Source organism: Thalassospira profundimaris, from assembly GCF_003326795.1.
Taxonomy (GTDB): domain Bacteria; phylum Pseudomonadota; class Alphaproteobacteria; order Rhodospirillales; family Thalassospiraceae; genus Thalassospira; species Thalassospira profundimaris_C.
In genome coordinates this window covers 171,176-191,363 of the sequence record NZ_JPWI01000006.1, presented here as the reverse complement: position 1 = coordinate 191,363, position 20,188 = coordinate 171,176, and the positions used below count along the sequence as shown (strand labels likewise).

At 55.4% G+C, this 20,188-nt stretch carries 20 protein-coding genes; 10 read left to right on the top strand and 10 right to left on the bottom strand.

Annotated features, from left to right (window positions below; translation table 11 throughout):
- Positions 1-100: 100 nt before the first annotated feature.
- Together TH30_RS11375 and TH30_RS11370 are read right to left on the bottom strand one after the other, a co-directional pair.
- Positions 101-454: a hypothetical protein gene (locus TH30_RS11375; protein ID WP_114098215.1), complete on the bottom strand. Its 354-nt coding sequence runs from the start codon at positions 452-454 to the stop codon at positions 101-103.
- A gap of 183 nt (positions 455-637) precedes the next feature.
- Positions 638-1,246 (bottom strand): TetR/AcrR family transcriptional regulator, encoded by a 609-nt coding sequence (locus TH30_RS11370; RefSeq protein ID WP_114098214.1) that lies wholly within the window; start codon positions 1,244-1,246, stop codon positions 638-640.
- 227 nt (positions 1,247-1,473) lie between these two features.
- Between TH30_RS11370 and TH30_RS11365 the strand changes: the two genes are divergently transcribed.
- Positions 1,474-1,854, top strand: a complete 381-nt coding sequence (locus tag TH30_RS11365) for a hypothetical protein (RefSeq protein WP_114098213.1) — start codon at positions 1,474-1,476, stop codon at positions 1,852-1,854.
- A 120-nt stretch (positions 1,855-1,974) separates the two neighbouring features.
- Here TH30_RS11365 and TH30_RS11360 read toward each other — a convergent pair whose 3' ends face one another.
- On the bottom strand, positions 1,975-2,994 hold the full coding sequence (locus TH30_RS11360; protein WP_114098212.1) for a TRAP transporter substrate-binding protein: 1,020 nt from the start codon (positions 2,992-2,994) through the stop codon (positions 1,975-1,977).
- Between the two features lie 219 nt (positions 2,995-3,213).
- Here TH30_RS11360 and ehuR point away from each other — a divergent pair, with 219 nt between their 5' ends.
- The 9 genes from ehuR (at position 3,214) to TH30_RS11315 (ending at position 12,379) form a co-directional block, all read left to right on the top strand.
- Positions 3,214-4,611, top strand: coding sequence for a MocR-like ectoine utilization transcription factor EhuR (gene ehuR, locus TH30_RS11355; protein ID WP_114098211.1), 1,398 nt, complete (start codon positions 3,214-3,216; stop codon positions 4,609-4,611).
- A 155-nt stretch (positions 4,612-4,766) separates the two neighbouring features.
- A complete protein-coding gene (locus TH30_RS11350; RefSeq protein ID WP_258548691.1) occupies positions 4,767-5,348 on the top strand; it encodes a TRAP transporter small permease in 582 nt (193 codons plus the stop codon).
- Between the two features lie 13 nt (positions 5,349-5,361).
- Positions 5,362-6,645 (top strand): TRAP transporter large permease, encoded by a 1,284-nt coding sequence (locus tag TH30_RS11345; protein ID WP_114098209.1) that lies wholly within the window; start codon positions 5,362-5,364, stop codon positions 6,643-6,645.
- 106 nt (positions 6,646-6,751) lie between these two features.
- Positions 6,752-7,555 (top strand): maleate cis-trans isomerase family protein, encoded by an 804-nt coding sequence (locus TH30_RS11340; RefSeq protein WP_114098208.1) that lies wholly within the window; start codon positions 6,752-6,754, stop codon positions 7,553-7,555.
- Positions 7,552-8,541 (top strand): hydroxyectoine utilization dehydratase EutB, encoded by a 990-nt coding sequence (eutB, locus tag TH30_RS11335; protein WP_114098207.1) that lies wholly within the window; start codon positions 7,552-7,554, stop codon positions 8,539-8,541. Before TH30_RS11340 ends, eutB begins: the two co-directional genes overlap by 4 nt.
- A gap of 5 nt (positions 8,542-8,546) precedes the next feature.
- Entirely contained in the window at positions 8,547-9,539 is a 993-nt protein-coding gene (gene eutC, locus TH30_RS11330) for an ectoine utilization protein EutC (protein WP_114098206.1), read from the top strand.
- A 57-nt stretch (positions 9,540-9,596) separates the two neighbouring features.
- Positions 9,597-10,778, top strand: coding sequence for an ectoine hydrolase DoeA (doeA, locus tag TH30_RS11325; RefSeq protein ID WP_114098205.1), 1,182 nt, complete (start codon positions 9,597-9,599; stop codon positions 10,776-10,778).
- Between the two features lie 108 nt (positions 10,779-10,886).
- On the top strand, positions 10,887-11,885 hold the full coding sequence (doeB, locus tag TH30_RS11320; protein ID WP_114098204.1) for a N(2)-acetyl-L-2,4-diaminobutanoate deacetylase DoeB: 999 nt from the start codon (positions 10,887-10,889) through the stop codon (positions 11,883-11,885).
- Between the two features lie 2 nt (positions 11,886-11,887).
- Positions 11,888-12,379 (top strand): Lrp/AsnC family transcriptional regulator, encoded by a 492-nt coding sequence (locus TH30_RS11315; RefSeq protein ID WP_114098203.1) that lies wholly within the window; start codon positions 11,888-11,890, stop codon positions 12,377-12,379.
- A 68-nt stretch (positions 12,380-12,447) separates the two neighbouring features.
- Here TH30_RS11315 and TH30_RS11310 read toward each other — a convergent pair whose 3' ends face one another.
- From TH30_RS11310 to TH30_RS11280, 7 genes are all read right to left on the bottom strand, one after another.
- Positions 12,448-12,633 carry a hypothetical protein gene (locus TH30_RS11310; protein WP_114098202.1) on the bottom strand — a complete coding sequence of 62 codons (186 nt, stop codon included), beginning with the start codon at positions 12,631-12,633 and terminating at the stop codon, positions 12,448-12,450.
- Positions 12,633-13,985 (bottom strand): amidase, encoded by a 1,353-nt coding sequence (locus TH30_RS11305; RefSeq protein ID WP_114098201.1) that lies wholly within the window; start codon positions 13,983-13,985, stop codon positions 12,633-12,635. Before TH30_RS11305 ends, TH30_RS11310 begins: the two co-directional genes overlap by 1 nt.
- Positions 13,986-13,997: 12 nt before the next feature.
- The gene (locus tag TH30_RS11300) at positions 13,998-15,419 is read right to left on the bottom strand and encodes a TRAP transporter large permease (protein ID WP_114098200.1); all 1,422 of its coding nucleotides are present in this window, start codon (positions 15,417-15,419) and stop codon (positions 13,998-14,000) included.
- Positions 15,420-15,476: 57 nt separating this feature from the next.
- On the bottom strand, positions 15,477-16,049 hold the full coding sequence (locus tag TH30_RS11295) for a TRAP transporter small permease subunit (protein ID WP_114098199.1): 573 nt from the start codon (positions 16,047-16,049) through the stop codon (positions 15,477-15,479).
- 101 nt (positions 16,050-16,150) lie between these two features.
- Positions 16,151-17,308: a TRAP transporter substrate-binding protein gene (locus tag TH30_RS11290; RefSeq protein WP_114098270.1), complete on the bottom strand. Its 1,158-nt coding sequence runs from the start codon at positions 17,306-17,308 to the stop codon at positions 16,151-16,153.
- A gap of 208 nt (positions 17,309-17,516) precedes the next feature.
- A complete protein-coding gene (locus TH30_RS11285; protein ID WP_114098198.1) occupies positions 17,517-18,482 on the bottom strand; it encodes a 2-hydroxyacid dehydrogenase in 966 nt (321 codons plus the stop codon).
- A gap of 532 nt (positions 18,483-19,014) precedes the next feature.
- Entirely contained in the window at positions 19,015-20,178 is a 1,164-nt protein-coding gene (locus TH30_RS11280; protein WP_114098197.1) for a Gfo/Idh/MocA family protein, read from the bottom strand.
- Positions 20,179-20,188: the final 10 nt, after the last annotated feature.

Sequence of the window (20,188 nt, the reverse complement as noted above, 5' to 3'; positions counted from 1 at the left end):
AAATGTCCGTCGCACCAATCTTCTTTTTGGTGCGACGGAATGACAGGGGCCGGGCCCATGACCGGCCCCTGCTTTCGTATATATCGACGATCACCGCGACCTAGCAGGTGGTCTCGTAGGTCGTACCTGTTTTGGTGGAGCTTACCTCGCAGGTGGCTTTGACACTGCCGTTCTGGCGAACTTCAATGACAAGCTCGTCCCCGTCTGGCGAGTCAGACCAGAAGGACATCACGGTCAGGGTATAACCATTCACACCCTTGACCCCGCTTGTGATCATGCGGCTGGCCGAATTGGTCAGCGCATCCCGCACTGTCACCTTCTTGCCATCGGTTGATGCTTCTTTCCATTCTGCCGAACTCAGCAAGACGCCATTTGGCGAATAAACATCCGCCATCGCCGAAGATGACGGCACGGCAAGCACCAAAGCCCCCAGCAAAAGGGGCATGAACGCCATGCCAAGCGTCCATTTCCGAAAGTTAAAACAAGTCACAGTCTTTTCCTTTCATGTCAGTTAGGCCCGTTTTGTAAAGCCCATGCCTTGCCAAAATCAGGCAACGGCCAGGCACATAAACGGGCCTCTCCATGACGGGACAGGATAGTGTGGTGTGACTGCTACTGGCGGGAAGAAGCTGGCGCCTCAGGAAACCAGTCCAAGGGCGGTGACGGCATTTTCGATACGCTGGTCCATGTCATCGGTCACAAAAACGCTTTCACCCAGACAGAAATAGGATAACTGCAGGCTACCGGTCAGCATGTTCAGAAAATATTCCCCCAGTTGTCGGGACGAAACAGCGCGCAGATGGTCGGGCAAATCAAGGGCTGCAATCAATCGCGATGCTGCCCCGTATGTCCGCTCTGGCCCCGCTTCCCAGAATATCTGTCCCAGTTCCGGATGCTTAGATGCACGGGCCACCACATAGCGATGCAGATCCATCACGTTACGGTTCAGAACCCCGTGGGCAAATGCCGTACCGATCGCAATCATCGTTGTCCGTGGATTGTCGGGATCGGGCACAATGTCTTCAAGCGGATCACGGGCGCGCTCGCAAAGCCACGCAACCATCGCACGTTCCAGTCCGGTTTTGTCTCCGAAATACCGGTAAATGGTTGCCTTGGATGTACCTGATCGCTGGGCAATACGATCAACCGCCGTGCTGTCATCGCGCATATCAAGAAGTTCCTGCGCTGCCGCCTCAAGAATACGGTCGAAGCGTTCCTGTTGTTTGGGAGTCGTTGGCAGGCGCACGGCGTTTGCCTTTCGTTAATCCGGTTGGACACATCCCCGAATGCACGGCACGGCAATGTGGGTGGTCAGTTTCGACCAGAAACGCGAAACGGGACAGTTTCGTTTTTGCAAATTCCCTTTTATTGCCATGACCGACATTGCCACAACTTATCATTTGCCAAAATTGAAACTGAACGGTACAGTTTCGAAATTGGAGATCAAAATTAACATGAATAGGGATCATCTTCATGAACAATTTACCGCGCATTTGCTGGACAAGTTCGGCTCTCATCGCACTTGCCGGAATGCTTTGGGGGCTGCAAATGGCGATTAGCGGAGACCACAGCAACCTTGCCGCACATGCTCATCTCAGCCTTCTGGGATGGGTCAGTCTGGCGCTATATGGCACCTATTATCATCTGGCTGGTGTCACCCGCCTTCGTCTGGCCCGCCTGCAGGTTCTGTTTGCCATTCCCGGCTCGATTATCATGGGAATCGGCATTGCCATCGCCCATCAGACCGGCGCAGAAGAACTGGCAAAGGCAGGATCGCTGATGGTGATCATCTCGGCTGCCCTGTTTGCTGCCATCACGCTTACGAGTCCGCTTCGCATCAATAATGGTGGCTAACTGCCCCTCCACGAGCAAACCCCACGAACAAACTCCACGAGCAAACTTTGCAGAAAAGAAACCCCCGCAAATCGGATTTGCGGGGGTTTTGCAATTAAGGTCGGATAAGGGGCAGAACCCTTACATTGCCGTACCGAATTCCTTGCGCAGGGAGTCGAGAACTTCCTTGGTGTCACCACCAACTTCCTCAACCAGCGATGCGCCAATGCCTTTGGACGCTTCCTTGAAAGCAGCGCGCTGCTGGTCATTCAGACGAATGACTTCAATGTCAGGCTTGGCTTTCTTGATGCGCTCAAGTGCAGAATCGTTGGCTTTCTTCTGGGCTTCGTAAATGAAGTCATCCAGTTCGGCCTTCACTTCTGCAAGCATCGCTTTGCGCTCGTCCGACAGACCTGCATAGAAATCGGCATTTGACACAACGGTGGTCGTGTATTGCTGCTGACCGGCATAAATCAGGTAGTCGGTAACTTCATAGAATTTTGCACTTTCGATGAAGAAGATCGGGTTGACCTGGGCGTCGATAACGCTGGTCTGAAGACCCGAATAAACTTCGCCCCATGGCAGTGCAACCGGATCCGAACCAAACGATTTATAAGTCTCGATCAGGATCGGAGAAGTCATCACACGGAATTTCACACCATCGAAATCAGCCGGCTCCTTGACTTCTTTCTTGGTGGTCCAGACCATTTCACCTTCCGGATACATGGTATAGAGCTTAAGTCCCTTGGACTCGAAATCCTTGCCCAGACCATCATAAATGGTCGGGCTGCCTGAAAGGACTTTCTTGTTCACGTCGTTGTCCTGCGACAACAGATACGGAACGCCAAAGACCTGAATTTCCGGAACGAACGTACCGAGATGGCCCGGCGACGCGTTCGAGAACTGAACCGCACCCGCGGCCGTCAGTTCCGTAATGTCATTTTCAGTACCGAGCTGACCATAGGTGTAGATGGTAACCGTCACATCACCATTGGTCTTCTCTTCCACCAGGCGTTTGAATTCCTGGGCATAAAGGTCCTGAACATCACCCGGGCTTTCCTCGTGGGCGAATTTCCATTCTTCAGCATGGACAGCGGTCCCGGCTACTGCGAACAGGGCGGCAGCAGACAGGGTCGCCTTTAAGAGTTTGTTCAAACTCATATCGAAGTCTCCCTTATTGTTACGCGCAACGACCGAGTATTGACCCGGAATCAGGGGCGTTTAGTTGGCACATCAATGTCATGAACGCGCAAAGTGTTGAAATGTTCCTGCATCAGGTCAATGTTAGTTTTGTTTCATGACAAAATAACATTGACGTCTACACATTAACCCGCAGCTCATGTTAGGGTTCGGCAAAACACAGAGGGTGGGAATCGAACCATGTGGCTGCCAGACATCAATCTCAGCGGCGAAACAGGCCCGAAATACAAGGCATTGGTCGAAGCGATCATCACCGACATCGAATCGGGTCGCTTGCGTCACGATGTCCGGATGCCGACGCATCGCGAACTGGCCTATCGCCTGAAAGTCAGCGTCCAGACAGTAAGTGCAGCCTATAAGGAAGTCGAAAGACAGGGCTATTTGCGCTCCGAACGGCGACGCGGGACCTTTGTTCAGGCCCGCCTGACCGACCGGGCTTCGACCTTCATTCTTGATAGCCGCCAGCCTGACCTGATCGATCTTTCGATCGTGCGCGCGGCCTATACCGATTTTCACAATGACCTGTCACGCCAGGTCCACGCACGCCTTGCCGAAGAGCCCCATCATGGCTGGATGGAAAGCTGCCGACCGGTTGCCGGTTTCGAATATCACCGTGAAATCGGCCGCACATGGCTTGCCGGATATGGCGTTGATGTTGCCATTCCCAACCTGCTGGTGACCAACGGCGCGGCACAGGGCGTCTTTACGGCCCTTGCCACAGTTGTGCAGCCTGATGATGTTGTCCTGACCGAAAGCCTGACCGATCATGGCGTGATCGGAACGGCCAGTATCCTGCGCTTCAAGCTTGGTGCCCTGCCAACCGATGACGAGGGCATCCTGCCTGACGCCTTTGAACGGGAATGTCAGCATCGACAGATCCGTGCGCTTGTCGTCACACCGGTTTTCACCAATCCGACCAACTGTCTGATGGGGCTTGAACGCCGTAAAAAGATTGCCGAGATTGCCGAACATTACGGTGTCTATGTGATTGAAGACGACGTCTATCGCCCGCTTCTGGAACAGAACCTGCCGCCCATCACAAGCTTCCTGCCCAAGCTCGGTTTCCATGTTTCAAGCCTGACCAAGATCGTCATGCCCGGCCTTAGAACCGGTTTTCTGACCGTGCCACAGCACCTTTCGATTCGTGCCAGCAGCGTTTTGCGTGTCACCGGATGGATGGGGACTCCATTGATGGCAGAGATCGGGGCACGCTGGATTGCCGATGGAACCGTCGAACAGGCCGTTACGGTCCAGCGTGCCCTGATGCGCGAAAGACAGGCCCTTGTCGCAGAGGTTTTGGGAAGTGCAGTTGTCCGTCATCACCCGACATCGCTCAGCGCCTGGGTTCGAATTCCGGCCCACTGGCAGGAAGAATGGTTCGCCTCGGAATTGCGTAAAAACGGCATTGCCGTCACGATTTCCGACCCGTTCATGACGGTCAAGGTTCCCCGCCCGAATGCCATCCGCATCTGCCTTGGCGGCGCGCCTGACACCCCGACCCTGCATCACGCCCTGATGCAAATCCGCCATACGATGGAACAGATGCCCGGGGTCCATGCCTTCGACGTTATGTATTGATTTTTGTGTCATGACAAAAATCTGATTGAACCGCGACAAAGCGTTTTTATTCTGACCAAACCGGCGCGAAGCGAACGACAACACGTGTGGGAGGGAACCATTCACCGCACAGCACGTTCTGCAACAATGTCTCGCACGCGCATCAAGGAGGTCGTATGTCAGGTTCTAACGGGGAGACCCCCGCCCCGAGTGGCGGGGTGCTGGGCATTCTGAAACATCTTGATGACGGATTATCCGTGATCGAGCGCCAGCTTCTGGGGTGGAGCATCGTGATCATGGCGGTCAATACCGTCGCCAACGTGATCATGCGTCTCGGGTTCAGTTCGAGCATCTTCTTTTCCGAAGAGCTCAATCAGTTTCTGATTATTCTTGTTACTTTTGTCGGCATTAGCGAGGCGGCCCGCATGGGGCGCCACATTCGCATGTCGGCCTTTACCGATATGCTTGGCCCGAAGTCGGGCAAGATCATGATGATTATCATCACCACGGGCACCGCATGCCTTCTGTTCCTGCTGGCCTGGTATTCTGTTGATTATGTGATGTCGCTGATCAAGTCGAACCGACTGACACCGGCCTTGCGCATTCCCTATTACTTCACCGTCCTCTGGGTTCCGTTCGGTCTGACCGTTACCGGCATTCAGTTCCTGTTCGCTGCTGCGACGAACATCTTCAAACCCGGCACGCATCTGTCCTATCGGGTCGAAGACACGTTCGAAGCCGAAGATCATCACCTGTAAGGAGGACGGAAAAATGGATTTAGGAACCTCAATCCTTCTGGTGATGCTGGTCCTGCTGGTACTCGGCTTCCCGATGATGGTCCCGCTTGCGACTGCCAGTGTTGTGGCATTCGCCTTTTACATGCCCATTCCCGAACGCATTCTGATCCAGCAAATGGTCACCGGCATCTCGCCTGTTGCCCTGATTGCCGTGCCGATGTTCATCTTTGCCGCTGACATCGTGACAAAGGGCCATACAGCCAACCGGCTGATTGATCTTGCCATGACCTTTGTCGGCCATGTCCGGGGCGGTCTTGCCGTAACCACCGCACTTGGTTGCACAATGTTCGGCGCGGTGTCTGGTTCAACGCAGGCGACTGTGGTCGCCATGGGCGGACCGCTGCGCCCCAAGATGCTCAAGGCCGGTTACGAAGACAAATTCGCCATCGCACTGATCATTAACGCCAGTGACATTGCCTTTCTGATCCCGCCATCCATCGGCATGATCGTCTTTGGCGTCGTTGGCAAAGTCTCGATTGGCGAGCTGTTCCTCGCAGGCATTGGTCCGGGCATTCTGATCCTGATCATGTTCTCGCTTTACTGCATGTATTACGCCAAGAAGCACAACATCCCGACCATTCCGCGCATGACCTGGGCGGAACGCGGTCGTGCTGTGATCAATGCCGGTCCTGCCATCATGTTCCCGGTTCTGATCGTCGGCGGCATCTATCTGGGCTGGGTCAGCCCGACCGAGGTCGCAGCGGTCGCCGTGGTCTATGCCATCATCCTTGAAGTGATCATTTTCAAATCGGTCAAATGGTCCGAGCTTCTTGAAATCGCGCGATCAACCGGCCTGATCACGGCTGTTGTGTTTATTCTGGTTGGCGCAGGCACGACATTCTCGTTTGTGATTTCCTTTGCCCAGATTCCGCAACATGTGATCGGTGCCCTGGGTCTTGAAGGGGCACATCCCTATGTCATTCTGGCGGCGATCTGCATCGCCTTCTTTGTCGGCTGCATGTTCGTTGACCCGATTGTCGTCATTCTGGTTCTGACCCCGATCTTCATGCCGCTGGTCAATGCTGCCGGTCTGGATCCGGTTCTGGTCGGCACGCTGGTTACCTTGCAGGTCGCCATCGGGTCAGCCACACCGCCATTCGGGTGCGATATCTTTACGGCAATTGCGATCTTCAGGCGACCCTATGCCGAGGTCATTCGCGGAACGCCACCTTTCATTTTCATGCTGCTGCTTGCAGCCGTGATTCTGATTTTCATTCCGCAAATCGCATTGTTCCTGCCCGAGCTTGCCTTCCACTAGGCAAAACCGGAACAGGACCGGGACTTCCCGGAAACATACTCGATAACAAGTGAAACCGGGGTGGTCCCCACGTGCCAACAGGACCACCCCATCCATGGAGTTCAGGATGATGTCCGTATCCCCAGCGGTCACGCCAGAGCCGGTAGACCTGCCCTATTTTCCAGACCCCGTTGGACCTGCGGGAAAGATCGGGCTGATCACACTGGCGACTGACTTCAATAGCGAGGATGACCTGCGCAACATCCTGCCCGATGATGTGCGCCTGTTCACCACACGCATCGAAAATGCCAATCCGGTCACCGTTGAGAACCTGCGTTCAATGGCAGCCGATCTGCCGCGCGCGGCACGGACCCTGATGCCCGGTTACGGCGTTGATGTTGTTATTTTCGGCTGCACATCGGGAACAGCTGTTACCGGATCGGACAAGATCGCCGAACTGATCAATCAGGGAATGCCCGGCGTGCGCGTCACCAATCCGATGCTTGCAAGCGAACTGGCATTGCGTGCTGTGGGTGCGCAAAAAATTGCCATCGTCACCCCCTATCTTGCCGAAGTAACGCAATCGGTTGCCTCTGGCTTTACCGCCAGAGGCTTTGAGGCCACCCGGATGATGGGATTTGGCCTTGATAGCGATCTTGATATGACCGCTTTGCCGCCAAGTGCCCTGCTTGAAGCAGCCTTGAAGGTCGATACACCCGATGCCGATGCTGTGTTCATTTCCTGCACCGCCATTCGGTCTGCCGAAATTGCCGCCAAAGCCGAACAGCAACTCGGCAAACCGGTGATCACCAGCAATCAGGCCCTGATCTGGCATGCGCTTCATCTGCTTGGCTATGACAAACCGGTCACAGGGTTCGGAACCCTGTTTGACCATGCCCCACAACCCGAAGAACAAGTCGAGGCCTCATGAAAGACCCCATCACATTTGCGGATGTTCTTTCTGCCCGCAAAACCATTGCGGGTCATGTGATCCATACGCCGTTGCGTCCGTCCACCGCCCTTTCCGAACAAGTGGGCAGCCCGGTCTGGCTCAAATGTGAACAGCAACAATATACCGGCAGCTTCAAGCTGCGTGGTGCGGCCAATGCCGTATTGCGCTTGAGCGATGCCCAGAAGGCCAAAGGCGTGGTTGGTGTATCCACGGGCAATTATGGTCGCGCCCTTGCCTATGCAGCGCGCAATGCCGGGGTGCGCTCGGTGATTTGCATGTCCGAGTTGGTCCCGCAAAACAAGGTTGATGGCATCCGCGCCCAAGGGGCAGAAGTCCGCATCATCGGCCGGTCACAGGATGAAGCCCAGCATGAGGTCGATCGCCTTGTTAAGGAAGACGGCATGACCATGCTGCCGCCCTTTGACCATGCCGACATCATTGCCGGTCAGGGGACATTGGGCCTTGAGGTGATCGAAGCCCTGCCAGATGTTGACACCCTTCTGGTGCCATTGTCAGGTGGCGGGCTTCTGGCCGGTGTGGCGCTGGTGGCCAAATCGATCAATCCGGGCATCCGGGTGGTTGGCATTTCGATGGAACGCGGCTGCGCGATGATCACAAGCCTTCAGGAAGGCAAACCCACCGCAGTCCGGGAACTTCCGACCCTTGCCGACAGCCTTGGCGGCGGCATTGGTGAAAACAATCAATACACCTTCGATATGTGTGCTGATCTGACCGACGATTTCGTTCTGGTCAATGAAGCCCAGATTGCCGATGGCATTCGCGCCGCCTACCACGATGACCAGCAGGTGATCGAGGGGGCAGGTGCCGTTGGTATCGCAGCCCTGCGTGCCGGACTGGTTGATAATCCCGGCCAGACGGTTGTTCTGACCACGGGCTGCAATATCGACATGGCATTGCATAAACGCATTGCTGGCGGCGAAGACGTCGACCTGATGGCGGAGTAACCGATATGCCCCAAATCAGAATTCTGACCGAAAGCGACCTTCGCAAGGTGATTGATCTTGATATGGATGCGATCACCTGTGTCGAAAACGCCTTTCATGCGCTGGCGACCAGGGATGTCCGGATGCCGCCGATCCTGCGTCTGGATATCGACGAATATAATGGCGAGGTCGATGTCAAAACCGCCTATGTTCCGGGCCTTGACGGCTTTGCCATCAAAATAAGCCCGGGCTTTTTTGACAATCCGAAACTGGGTCTGCCATCGGTCAATGGCATGATGAACCTGTTTTCATCAAAAACCGGCATGCTTGAAGCCGTCCTGCTCGATAACGGCTATCTGACCGATATCCGCACCGCCGCCGCCGGTGGTGTGGCGGCAAAGCACCTTGCACGACCTGATGCCAGACATGCCGCAATTTTCGGCGCCGGTGTTCAGGCCCGCTTGCAGCTTAGGGCCCTGACGCTGGTGCGCGATATTACATCGGCAACCATCTGGGCGCGTGACATCGCCAAGGCCGAAGCCTGCGCCAAGGCAGCTTCACGGGAACTTGGCATTCCGGTTACGGCCACCACCGATGGCAAGGAGGCGGCATCGGGTGCCGACATCATTGTCACCACCACCCCGGCCCGTGAACCGGTTCTGATGGCCGACTGGGTTGCCGCTGGTACCCATGTCACCGCCATGGGGTCGGATGCCGAACACAAAAACGAAATCGATCCTGCCCTGATTGGCAAGGCAGACCTTTATGTCTGCGACAGTCAGGCGCAAACACGCATCCTTGGCGAACTTCATCATGCCATTGATGCCGGAATTGTCGGTACGGACGACACATTCCCCGAACTTGGACAGGTCATCGCCAAATCTGCTGCGGGAAGAACATCTGCCCGCCAGATGACGGTCTGTGACCTGACCGGAACCGGTGTCCAGGACACCGCAATCGCCACCCTCGCCCGCGAACGCTGTGACGCAGCCAACGCTGGTGTCGAGATATCGTCTTAACAACACAAGGAACATGGGTCAGGAAAAACTGAAACCCGCCTTTTTTGGAGGCCTGCGATGAGCCAGGTTGAATTGAATTTCACGCGCGAGGAATATGCCGAGCGTCTGGAGAAAACCAAAAACGCCATGGTGGAGAAGGGTCTCGATCTTTTGATCGTGACCGATCCGTCAAACATGGCCTGGCTGACCGGCTATGATGGCTGGTCCTTTTATGTCCATCAATGTGTGCTTGTCCCGATCGAAGACGACCCGATCTGGTTCGGGCGATCCCAGGACGCCAATGGCGCAAAGCGCACGGTCTATATGACCCATGATCGCATCATTCCCTATGCCGATTACTATGTGCAATCAACCACCCATCACCCGATGGATTACCTTGCCGAGGTGATCGAGCATCGCGGTTGGGGGGCGCGCAGGATCGGTGTGGAAATGGATAATTACTATTTCTCTGCCAAGGCTTTCCTTCAGCTTCAAACGCATCTGCCAAACGCCAAATTCACCGATGCAACCGCACTGGTGAACTGGCAGCGCGCCGTAAAATCCGAGACCGAGATTTTCTATATGCGCCAGGCCGCACGCATCGTCGAGAACATGCATGAACGCATTTTCGAAATCGTCGAGCCGGGCATGCGCAAGAACGAACTGGTTGCTGAAATCTTCCGTACCGGCATCGCTGGCATTGACGGGATTGGCGGGGATTACCCGGCAATTGTGCCGTTGCTGCCATCCGGACAGGATGCCAGCGCCCCGCATCTGACCTGGGATGAAAAACCCATTCCGGGCAATGCCGGGACATTCTTCGAGATTGCCGGATGCTACAAGCGCTATCACGCGCCGCTTTCGCGCACGATCTATCTTGGCGATCCCGATCAGCGTTTCCTTGATGCCGAAAACGCCCTGATCGAAGGCCTTCAGGCCGGGCTGGAAGCCGCAAAGCCGGGGAATGTCTGCGAAGACATCGCACTTGCCTTCTTTGGCGTTCTTCAGAAATACGGCATCGAAAAAGACAGTCGCTGTGGCTATCCGATCGGTCTTTCCTATCCGCCAGACTGGGGCGAACGCACCATGAGCCTGCGTCCCGGTGATCGCACGGTTCTTGAACCGGGCATGACATTCCACTTCATGCCGGGCCTCTGGTTTGATGACTGGGGGATCGAGATCACCGAAAGCATGATGATCACGGAGACCGGCAGCAAAACACTGACCAGTTATCCGCGCCAGCTGTTCGTCAAGAACTAGCCCGATCAACGCCGCACCGGATCATTTGTGAAACACCAGATATCCGGTGCCCGATACCACAGCCCGGGAACGACGGTCGCGTGACCGGGCTTTTTCAAGGATACGGCCATGACAAAACCATCACCCATCAGCCCGACGATCCCGCTTGATCAGGATGGCGTCCATCACGGCTTTTTAAAGCTGCCCTATTCGCGTGACGATTCCGCATGGGGGGCCGTGATGATCCCGATCACGGTTGTTCAAAATGGCGATGGCCCCACTGCCCTTTTGACCGGTGGCAACCATGGTGACGAATATGAAGGGCTGGTATCGCTTTTCAAACTGGCAGGGTCGCTTGAACCCGCGGATATCCGCGGGCGGGTGATCATCCTGCCTGCCATGAACTATCCGGCATTTCGCAGTGCGTCGCGCACCTCCCCGATTGATGCAGGCAACATGAACCGGTCCTATCCCGGCAAGCCTGATGGCACCGTGACGCAAAAAATTGCGGATTATATCCTGCGCTATCTGGTGCCCGGGGCCGATATCGTTCTTGATATCCATTCCGGCGGCAAGACGCTTGATTTCATCCCGTTTGCGGCGGCCCATGTCCTGCCTGACAAGGAACAGGAAGCCCGTTGCGTTGCCGCGATGAAGGCCTTTGGCGCCCCCTATGCCATGATGATGCTTGAACTTGATGCGGTTGGCATGTTTGACACCGTGGTCGAGGAAGCAGGCAAAACCTTTGTCACCACCGAACTGGGGGGTGGCGGGTCAACCACCGCAGAACGGGTTGCCATTGCTGATCGCGGTGTGCGCAACATCCTGATCCATGCGGGCATCATGTCAGGTGATATCGATCCTGCACCGGATGGCACCACCATGCTTGATATGCCTGATGACAATTGCTTTGTCGCATCCGAGGCAACCGGCCTGTTTGAACCCTGTGTTGATCTGGGTGCCATGGTCAGGAAGGGTGATCTGATTGCCCGCATCTATGATGTTGAACGCACTGGCACAGAACCACGTGAATATCATGCCCCGCGCGATGGTATTCTATCGTGTCGTCACTTCCCCGGACTGATCAAGACGGGGGACTGTCTGGCCGTGATTGCCGAGGTACTCTGACCATGGTCAGACTGGATGAGCTGGATCTGAAAATCCTCAAAACCCTGCAACGCGAAGGGCGCATCACCAAGGTCAAGCTGGCCGAGGCGGTGAACCTTTCGCCAAGTCCGTGCTGGGAACGCCTGAAACGCCTTGAAGACCTTGGCGTCATTTCCGGATATCACGCCCATATCAATCTGGAAAAACTGGTCAAACCGACATTGGTGATGACCGAAGTCACCCTGCGTCATCACCAGCATGCCGATTTCGAAATCTTCGAAAAGGCCGTGCAGGACATCCCCGAAATCATCGAATGCTATGCGCTTGGCGGCGGGGTCGATTACATGCTCAAGGTGCTGTGCCATGACGTTGATGCCTATCAACGCCTGATCGACCGGTTGCTGGTGTCCGATATCGGGATTGACCGGTATTTCACCTATATCGTCACCAAAAAGGTCAAGGTCACATCAATCCCGCCGATTGAAAACCTTGTCACCACCCCTGACCGTAAATAACAAAAAGGAGGCAGGAACATGTTCCTGCCTCCTCAGTTTGCTTGCATCTTTCGGGTTTCCCCGACAGATCAGTGCTTGTCTTCCTTGTGGCCCATCGCAACATGCCAGATATCCCATCCGGCAAGCCCGACGCACAATGCGACCATGATGCCAAGATCCCAGCGCGGCACATAGACCACCAGAATGCCGACAAATCCGACAAGGACGACAAAGGCCAGCAAGGCCATGACACGATTTAAAAGACTGTTTTGCATCACGCGTCCTCCTGAGCTTTCAGAAATTTGTTCAACCAGTTCGCTGTGCGCATCAACCGCGCATCATCGCCAATCCGCCCGACAAGCTGAACACCGATCGGCATACCGTTTTGCGACCATAACAGCGGAATGGTCACAGCCGGGGTGCCACAGAATGTCCAAAGCCCGTTAAAGATCGGGTTGCCCGTGGTCCTGAGACTTGCCGGGGCGGGTCCGGGTGCTGCCGGGGTGATAATTGCATCACACCGCTTGAACACTTCGTCCAGTCCCGCATTCAACACCTTGCGCCAGTCAAGGGCCGCCAGATAATCACGGGCCTTGACGTCATTGCCCTTGTCAATTGCCTCAAGAATTTCAGGCGACAACTGATCGCGGCCACGCTTTTCATAACCGTAATAATCTTTGGCCATTTCGGCAAAATTGATCCTGGCCCGAAGCGAAGCCGCATCATCAAAGGCCTTTGGCAATGGTGTTTCAAAGCATTGATCACCAAGCATGCTGGTAATTTCGCCAAACGCCAGAATGCTTTCCTCGTCTGCGACCTCCTCGAATTGCGGCGGACGGACAAAGGCAAACATCGGGGTCACCAGCGGATCGCTTTTGGCAATATCAAGCAAGCGCGGCGTCGGACTTGGTGTGGTTGCCGGGTCTTTCGCGTCATAGCCAAACAGGCTTTCCGCAACCATCGCAGCCCCGTTGATCGAACTGGCAAAAACACCGATTGTATCAAGGGTCGGACTTTGGCTTAGCACACCGGTTCGGGCAATTGCCCCGAATGTCGGTTTGAACCCGACCACACCGCAAAACGATGCCGGACGGATGACCGATCCGCCGGTTTGGGTTCCCACCGCCAATGGCACCATGGCCGCGGCCACCGCTGCTGCCGATCCGGCGGATGATCCGCCCGGTGTATGTTCCGGGTTGTGCGGGTTGCGGGTTTTGGACGGATGCATAAAGGCAAGCTCGGTCGAGACCGTCTTGCCCATAATGATCGCACCGGCCGCCTTAAGACGCGAAACCAGAACAGCGTCTTCCTCGGGCACCCGGCCCTCATCAAGTGGCGTGCCGTTTGATGTCGGGATTTTTGCCGTATCAATAACGTCTTTCAGTCCTACCGGCAGGCCATGAAGCGGGCCGATCGGGGCACCTGATTGACGACGGGCATCAAGGGCGCGCGCCTGGGCAAGGGCATGATCACCATCAAGCCATGCCCATGCCTGCACCTGTGGCTCGACCTCGGCGATCCGGGCAAGACACGCCTCGACATATTCGACTGCGCGGACCGCCCCGCTGGCAAGGCGGTCCCGCAATTCGACGACATCAAGTGTCAGTAACGGATGAATGCTGCTCATCAATCGATCCCCTTACCGTGCGCCATAGAACAGATCGGGCAGATGGAACACGATTTGCGGGAACGCATACATCAGAACCATGCTGACAATCACCATGAACAGGAACGGCATGATCCCCTTGAAGATATCGGTCAGCAACAACCCGCTTGGTGCCACCCCTTTGAGGTAATAGGCCGACATCGCCATGGGCGGGGTCAGGAACGAAGTCTGAAGGTTCAGGGCAACAAGAATGCCAAAGAACAGCGGATCAATATCAAACAGCGGCAACAGCGGCAGGAAGATCGGCACAAAGATGATGATGATTTCCGACCATTCCAGCGGCCAGCCCAGCAGGAAGATGATCAGCTGTGCAAGCAACAGGAACTGAAGCGGCGTCAGGTCAAGACCGCCAACGAATTCGGCAATCACATGTTCCCCGCCAAGATAGGAGAACACAGACGAGAAGGTATAGGAACCGACAAACAGCCAGCACACCATGGCCGATGTCCGAACGGTCAGATAAACCGACTCACGCAGACGATCAAAGGTCAGCGCGCGGTATGCCGCCGCAAGGATCATCCCGCCAAGCGCACCAATCGATGCTGCCTCGGTCGGAGTGGCCAGACCAAACAGGATCGAACCCAGAACCGCCAGAATAAGGAACGCCAGCGGGAAGAACGATGTCGCCAGCATCCAGAGGACTTTGGGCAGCGGAACTTCCGGGATTTCATCACTGGTCGGGCGCGGGGCGGCTTTGGGCTGCAACATTGCGCGGCCCATCACATACAAAAGATACAAACCGACAAGGGTCAGGCCCGGCAAAAGCGCACCGGCATAAAGACGCACAATCGACACACCCGATGCTGCGGCATAAACAATCAGCATGATTGATGGCGGGATCAGAATACCAAGCGTCCCGCCGGCACAAATGATGCCCGCAGCAAAGCTTTTATCGTAACGCGCCTTAAGCATCGCAGGCAGGGCAAGCATCCCCATAAGGGTCACAACCGCACCGACAATCCCGGTTGCCGTCGCAAACAACGCACAGGTCACAAGTGCGGCAACGCCAAGCGATCCGGGAATGTTGCGTGCGGCAATGTTAAGTGTGGAGAACAACCGGTTGACGATATTGGCACGTTCAACGATGTACCCCATGAACAGGAACAGCGGCACTGCGGTCAGCACCTCGTTGGACATCACCGTATATGTCTGGTTGATAAACAGATCGAATATTCGGTTGTTAAACGCCCCTTCAACCCACGTTATCGCGGATGTAAGGGTGTCACTGTCTTCGGCAAGCCGGTTAAAGGCCCGCCACATGCGGCCGTCGTCGAAATAGGCGTAATAGCCAAATCCGATCCCCAGCGCCATCAGGGTAAAGGCAACCGGAAAACCCAGAAATACCAGTATAATAAAGATGCCCAACATCATAAGGGCGACATGTGCGTCAATCACTTTGGAAGCTCCGTTCGGGGGCGTATCTGGCGTATGGCTGGCAAAGGCTGAACATCATCAGTCTTCTTTGACCACGCGCTGCTTGATCAGCAGTTCTTCGGTTTCTTCAACATCATCATCTGCATTGCGCCAGTACCCTTCACGGATACAGAGAATACAGCGCATCACCTGGGCAATACCCTGGATGAAAAGAAGAATACCGGCCGCGACCATCACCGCCTTGAATTGGAAAATCGGAACACCCGCCGGGCTGTTCACACTTACTTCGCCATATCCCCACGACCGGATGGCATATTTGCTACCGACCAGAATAAGGGCGGTCACACCGGGGAAGAAGAAGAAGATATAAAGCACCAGATCGACCATCGCCTGCGTCTTGGGCTTCCAGAGACGGTACAGGAAATCCCCCCGGACATGCCCGCCGCGTGACAGGGTATAGGCCCCGCCCATCATGAACAGCGTGCCATACATGATGAATGAAACATCAAGCGACCATGTCGTGGGTGCGTTAAAGAGGTATCGCGCAGCAACCTCATAGCTCATGCCGACCGTCATCAGAATGATCAACCAGCCAAAAGCCTTGCCAAACCAGCCAGAAAGCTTGTCCGCGAATTCAATAAATCCAATCATGAAACCCTGTCCGTTAGCCTATGAACCACCCCGCCTGATGCAATCGCACCAGACGGGGCAGTCAGATTTCATCGCAACACTGAAAAACCTTGGCCGGTTGATCAGAGTTTCAGTTTGCCCGGGAAGTAGTGATCGTAGGCAAGCTGATAATCAGGCGAGTTCATCAGTTCGTAATAGGTTACGCGTTCAACCCACGCACGCTGGCTGTCCAGAACACGCTTCATGAACGGATCAGCTTCAAGTGTCGGGATCAGTTTGTCCCAAGCCTCAAGCTGTGCTGCCAGGATCTCTTTCGAGGTCCGGTGAACTTCAACACCTTCGTCCTGGAGTTTCTGCAAGTCGGCAGAATAGTTATCCATCGCCAGCGCAGTGTTCGAGGTCGAAGCTGCTTCGACTGCGTGACGCAGGATCGCTTGCAGATCCGGATCAAGGTCTTCCATCAACGATTTGTTGAACAGGAATTCGAAGCTTTCAGATGCCTGGTGGTACGAAGACAGATAATAGTTCTTCGCAACGTCCTGCGCGCCGAAACGCATATCCGATGACGGGTTGTTGAATTCGAACGCATCAATCACACCGCGTTCCATCGCCGGGACGATCTCGCCGCCCGGAAGCTGTGCAACAGACATGCCCATCGACTGCAGAAGGTCCGCTGCCAGACCAACGGTACGATATTTGAAGCCCTGAATATCAGCAACCGAGTTCACCTGGCCCTTGAACCAGCCGAACGGCTGTGCCGGCATCGGGAAGCCAAGAAGACCAACGATATCAAGACCCATAACGTCCTGGATCAGTTCGCGATAGAACTCTTCGCCGCCCCCCGCATAGAACCAGCTCAGCATGGTGGTTGCAGAACCACCAAAGACCGGACCGGTGCCAAACAGGGAAGCCGCCTTGTTCTTGCCGTACCAGTAAACCGGAACGGAATGGGCGATATCGATAACACCGTCATTCACGCCATCCAGAACCTGGAAGGCAGCAACAACCGCACCGGCCGGAAGAAGGTCGATCTTCAGACGCCCACCGGACATGGCTTCTACGCGGTCAACATATTGCTGGGCAAACGTCATCCAGATGTCGGATGACGGCCAGGAAGTTTGCATTTTCAGCACCATCGGTGCCGGTTGTGCATGAACGGCAGGTGCGGCAAACAGCCCTGATGCTGCTGCACCGCCGGCAACGACCCCGGTCGCACCTTTGGTAAGGAACGAACGGCGGGATACTTCCTTGGACTTCACGTCTTTTGACTTGGTCTTCATATCCATTATTTCCTCCCAGATTTATCGCTTTTTCCGACAACCATTGCCGGAAAACCAACGATAACTGTCAGCCTTCAAAAGTCCCTGACCTCAGTAATGAAAGTCATTGATCATGCGCTTATCCCGTTTCGGGACCAGAAAAACGGCACGCATTTTCTTATTATTAGAACTTGTGAACTAACTGATATCCGGCGGTTTTCCCGCCTTTTTATGCCACCCGGTCGCCCGGTTCACGGCCAGAAAAATACGCATCAAGATTATCAAGCGCGCGATATCCCATCGCATCGCGTGTTTCTTCGGTAGCGGAGCCTATATGTGGCAACAGAAATACGTTTTTCAACGCGCTAATCCGTTGATTTCCACCGGGTTCACTCCGAAACACATCAAGTCCGGCGGCAAAAAGCTTGCCGCTTTCAAGCGCATCAACCAGCGCATCCTCGTCCACCAGATTGCCGCGCGCGGTATTCACAAGGATCGCCCGGTCCGGCAACAGTCCGATGGTCCGGGCATTGATGATGCCGGTGGTTTCCGGTGTTGACGGGCAGTGCAGTGACAACACATCGGAATTGGCAAACAGCCCTTCAATGGTGTCATGGTAGATTGCACCCTTGGCCAGATGATCCGGGACCGGCTGGCGATTGTGATAATGAACAGTCATTCCAAAACCACGCGCGCGTTCGGCTGCCACCTGCCCGACACGTCCCATCCCGAGAACGCCAAAGCGCTTGCCGGTGACCTGCCGCCCGACCATGAAGGCCGGTGACCAGAAATCCCATTTCCCGGCCCGCACCATGGCGTCCCCCTCGGCCCCGCGACGCGCAGCCCCAAGCATGCACAGCATGGCAATTTCCGCCGTGGCATCCGACAGGACGTCGGGCGTGTTGGTGACCACAATGCCCGCATCCCTGGCGGCTGACAGGTCAACGTGATCGACACCGACCGAGTGATTGGCAATGATCCTGAGGCGCTCGGGCAATGCCGCGATCACCTCGGCCGAGAAATGTTCGGAATGGCACGGCAATACCGCATCAACATGCTGACATTTCTCGATCAGCTCGTCGCGGGTAAAGACACGGTCTTCATCATTTGTCAGCACCTGATAGTCACGCGCCGCACGTGCCTGAACGGCATCGCGGAGACGGCGTGTAATCAGAAGCCTTGGCTTTTCGGGCATGCGAACGCTCCCGGTTTTTCCCTGAAGGTAGATTTATTTATTATCTTTCAAGCAAACACCCTTACGAAAAAACCATCAATAGGGGATCAATCAACTGGTAATTCTTTTTCACTTCGTGGAAAACCAGCGGTGGTGTGAACTGCGGCACACCCACGTCAAACGTTCATCAAGCTTATGATTTCAATAAATAAAAAGGCTGCCGGAGCTCGGAATTTTCAAACCGGACATCTGGCCTCTCGCCCCGGATATCACACCATCCAGAAGTATAAACCGGGCCACATGCCGTGAGAGAATCGCACGTAAAAATTCACATCCCCTGACAAATCACCCCGGACTTCGTGAACGATCCGACGTTTTCGCACCCCCGTTTGCAATGATCGAAAGCAATAATTTCATCCAAAGCAGCGCCGAAAAAAAAGCCGCTGCCATTGAGGCAGCGGCTGCGACGCCGACAAGGTGCCGGTCGGGAAGAATCCGTATCATGTGATCGGCTGGTATCTGTAATCCCCAGATGAACAGATCCGCACGGCAATCACATCTTGACCCACACGGCCCCGTCCCGCCCGGACCGCACGACGGCCTCGACAAATTTCATACCCTTAAGACCCTCAACCACGCCGGGCACCAAAAGCGATCCGGCATCGGGTTTGGTCCCGCTGATATGGGCGTTCAGCTGATCGGCGAAGTCCGTGTAAAGGTTCGCAAAGCCCTCAAGATATCCTTCCGGGTGTCCCGGCGGGACGCGCACCCCGCGCATCCCCTCCGCACCGATGCCCGCACCGCCACGCGTCATCAGTTCCGGACGACCGTCAAGCGGTCGGAAATGCAGGTGGTTTGGATGTTCCTGGGCCCATTCAATACCGCCCTTGTCCCCATAGACCCGAAGACGCAGGCCGTTTTCGTGGCCAACGGCAACCTGGCTTGCCCACAGCATGCCACGCGCACCATTGTTATAGCGCAGCAGGATCTGCACATTGTCATCAAGCTTGCGCCCCGGCACCAGCGCATCGACATCCGCACACAGTTCGCTGATCTCAAGCCCGGTGACAAACTCGGCAAGGTTATGGGCGTGCGTTCCAATATCACCAAGCGCCCCCCCCATGCCAGCCTTTGCCGGATCAGACCGCCAGGCAGCCTGTTTGTTATCGGTATCCTCAACCCGTGTCGCCATCCAGCCTTGCGGATATTCAACCTGCACCAGACGGATATCGCCAAGCTTGCCGTCGGCGACCATCTTGCGGGCTTCGCGCACCATCGGATAGGCGGTGTAATTGTGGGTCAGCGCAAATAAAAGCCCCGTTTCCCTGACCTTGGCAGCGATCTGTTCGGCCTCATCAACCGTCAGACAAAGCGGCTTGTCACAAATCACATGAATCCCGGCATTCAGCATCGCCATCGTTGCCGGGAAATGCACATGGTTGGGCGTAACAATTGCGCAAACATCCATGCCATCTTCACGCGCCGCTTCGGCCTTTGCCATGGTTTCAAAACTGTCATAGCTGCGATCCGGCGCAATGAACAATTCCGCAGCTGATGCCGCCGCAACATCGGGTTTCGATGACAGCGCACCGGCAACCAGTTCATAACGATCGTCAAGACGGGCCGCGATCCGGTGTACGGCACCGATAAAGGCCCCCTGACCACCGCCGACCATGCCAAGGCGAATGCGACGACCGGGATTGGAAGGATTGCTCATAACTGTCTCC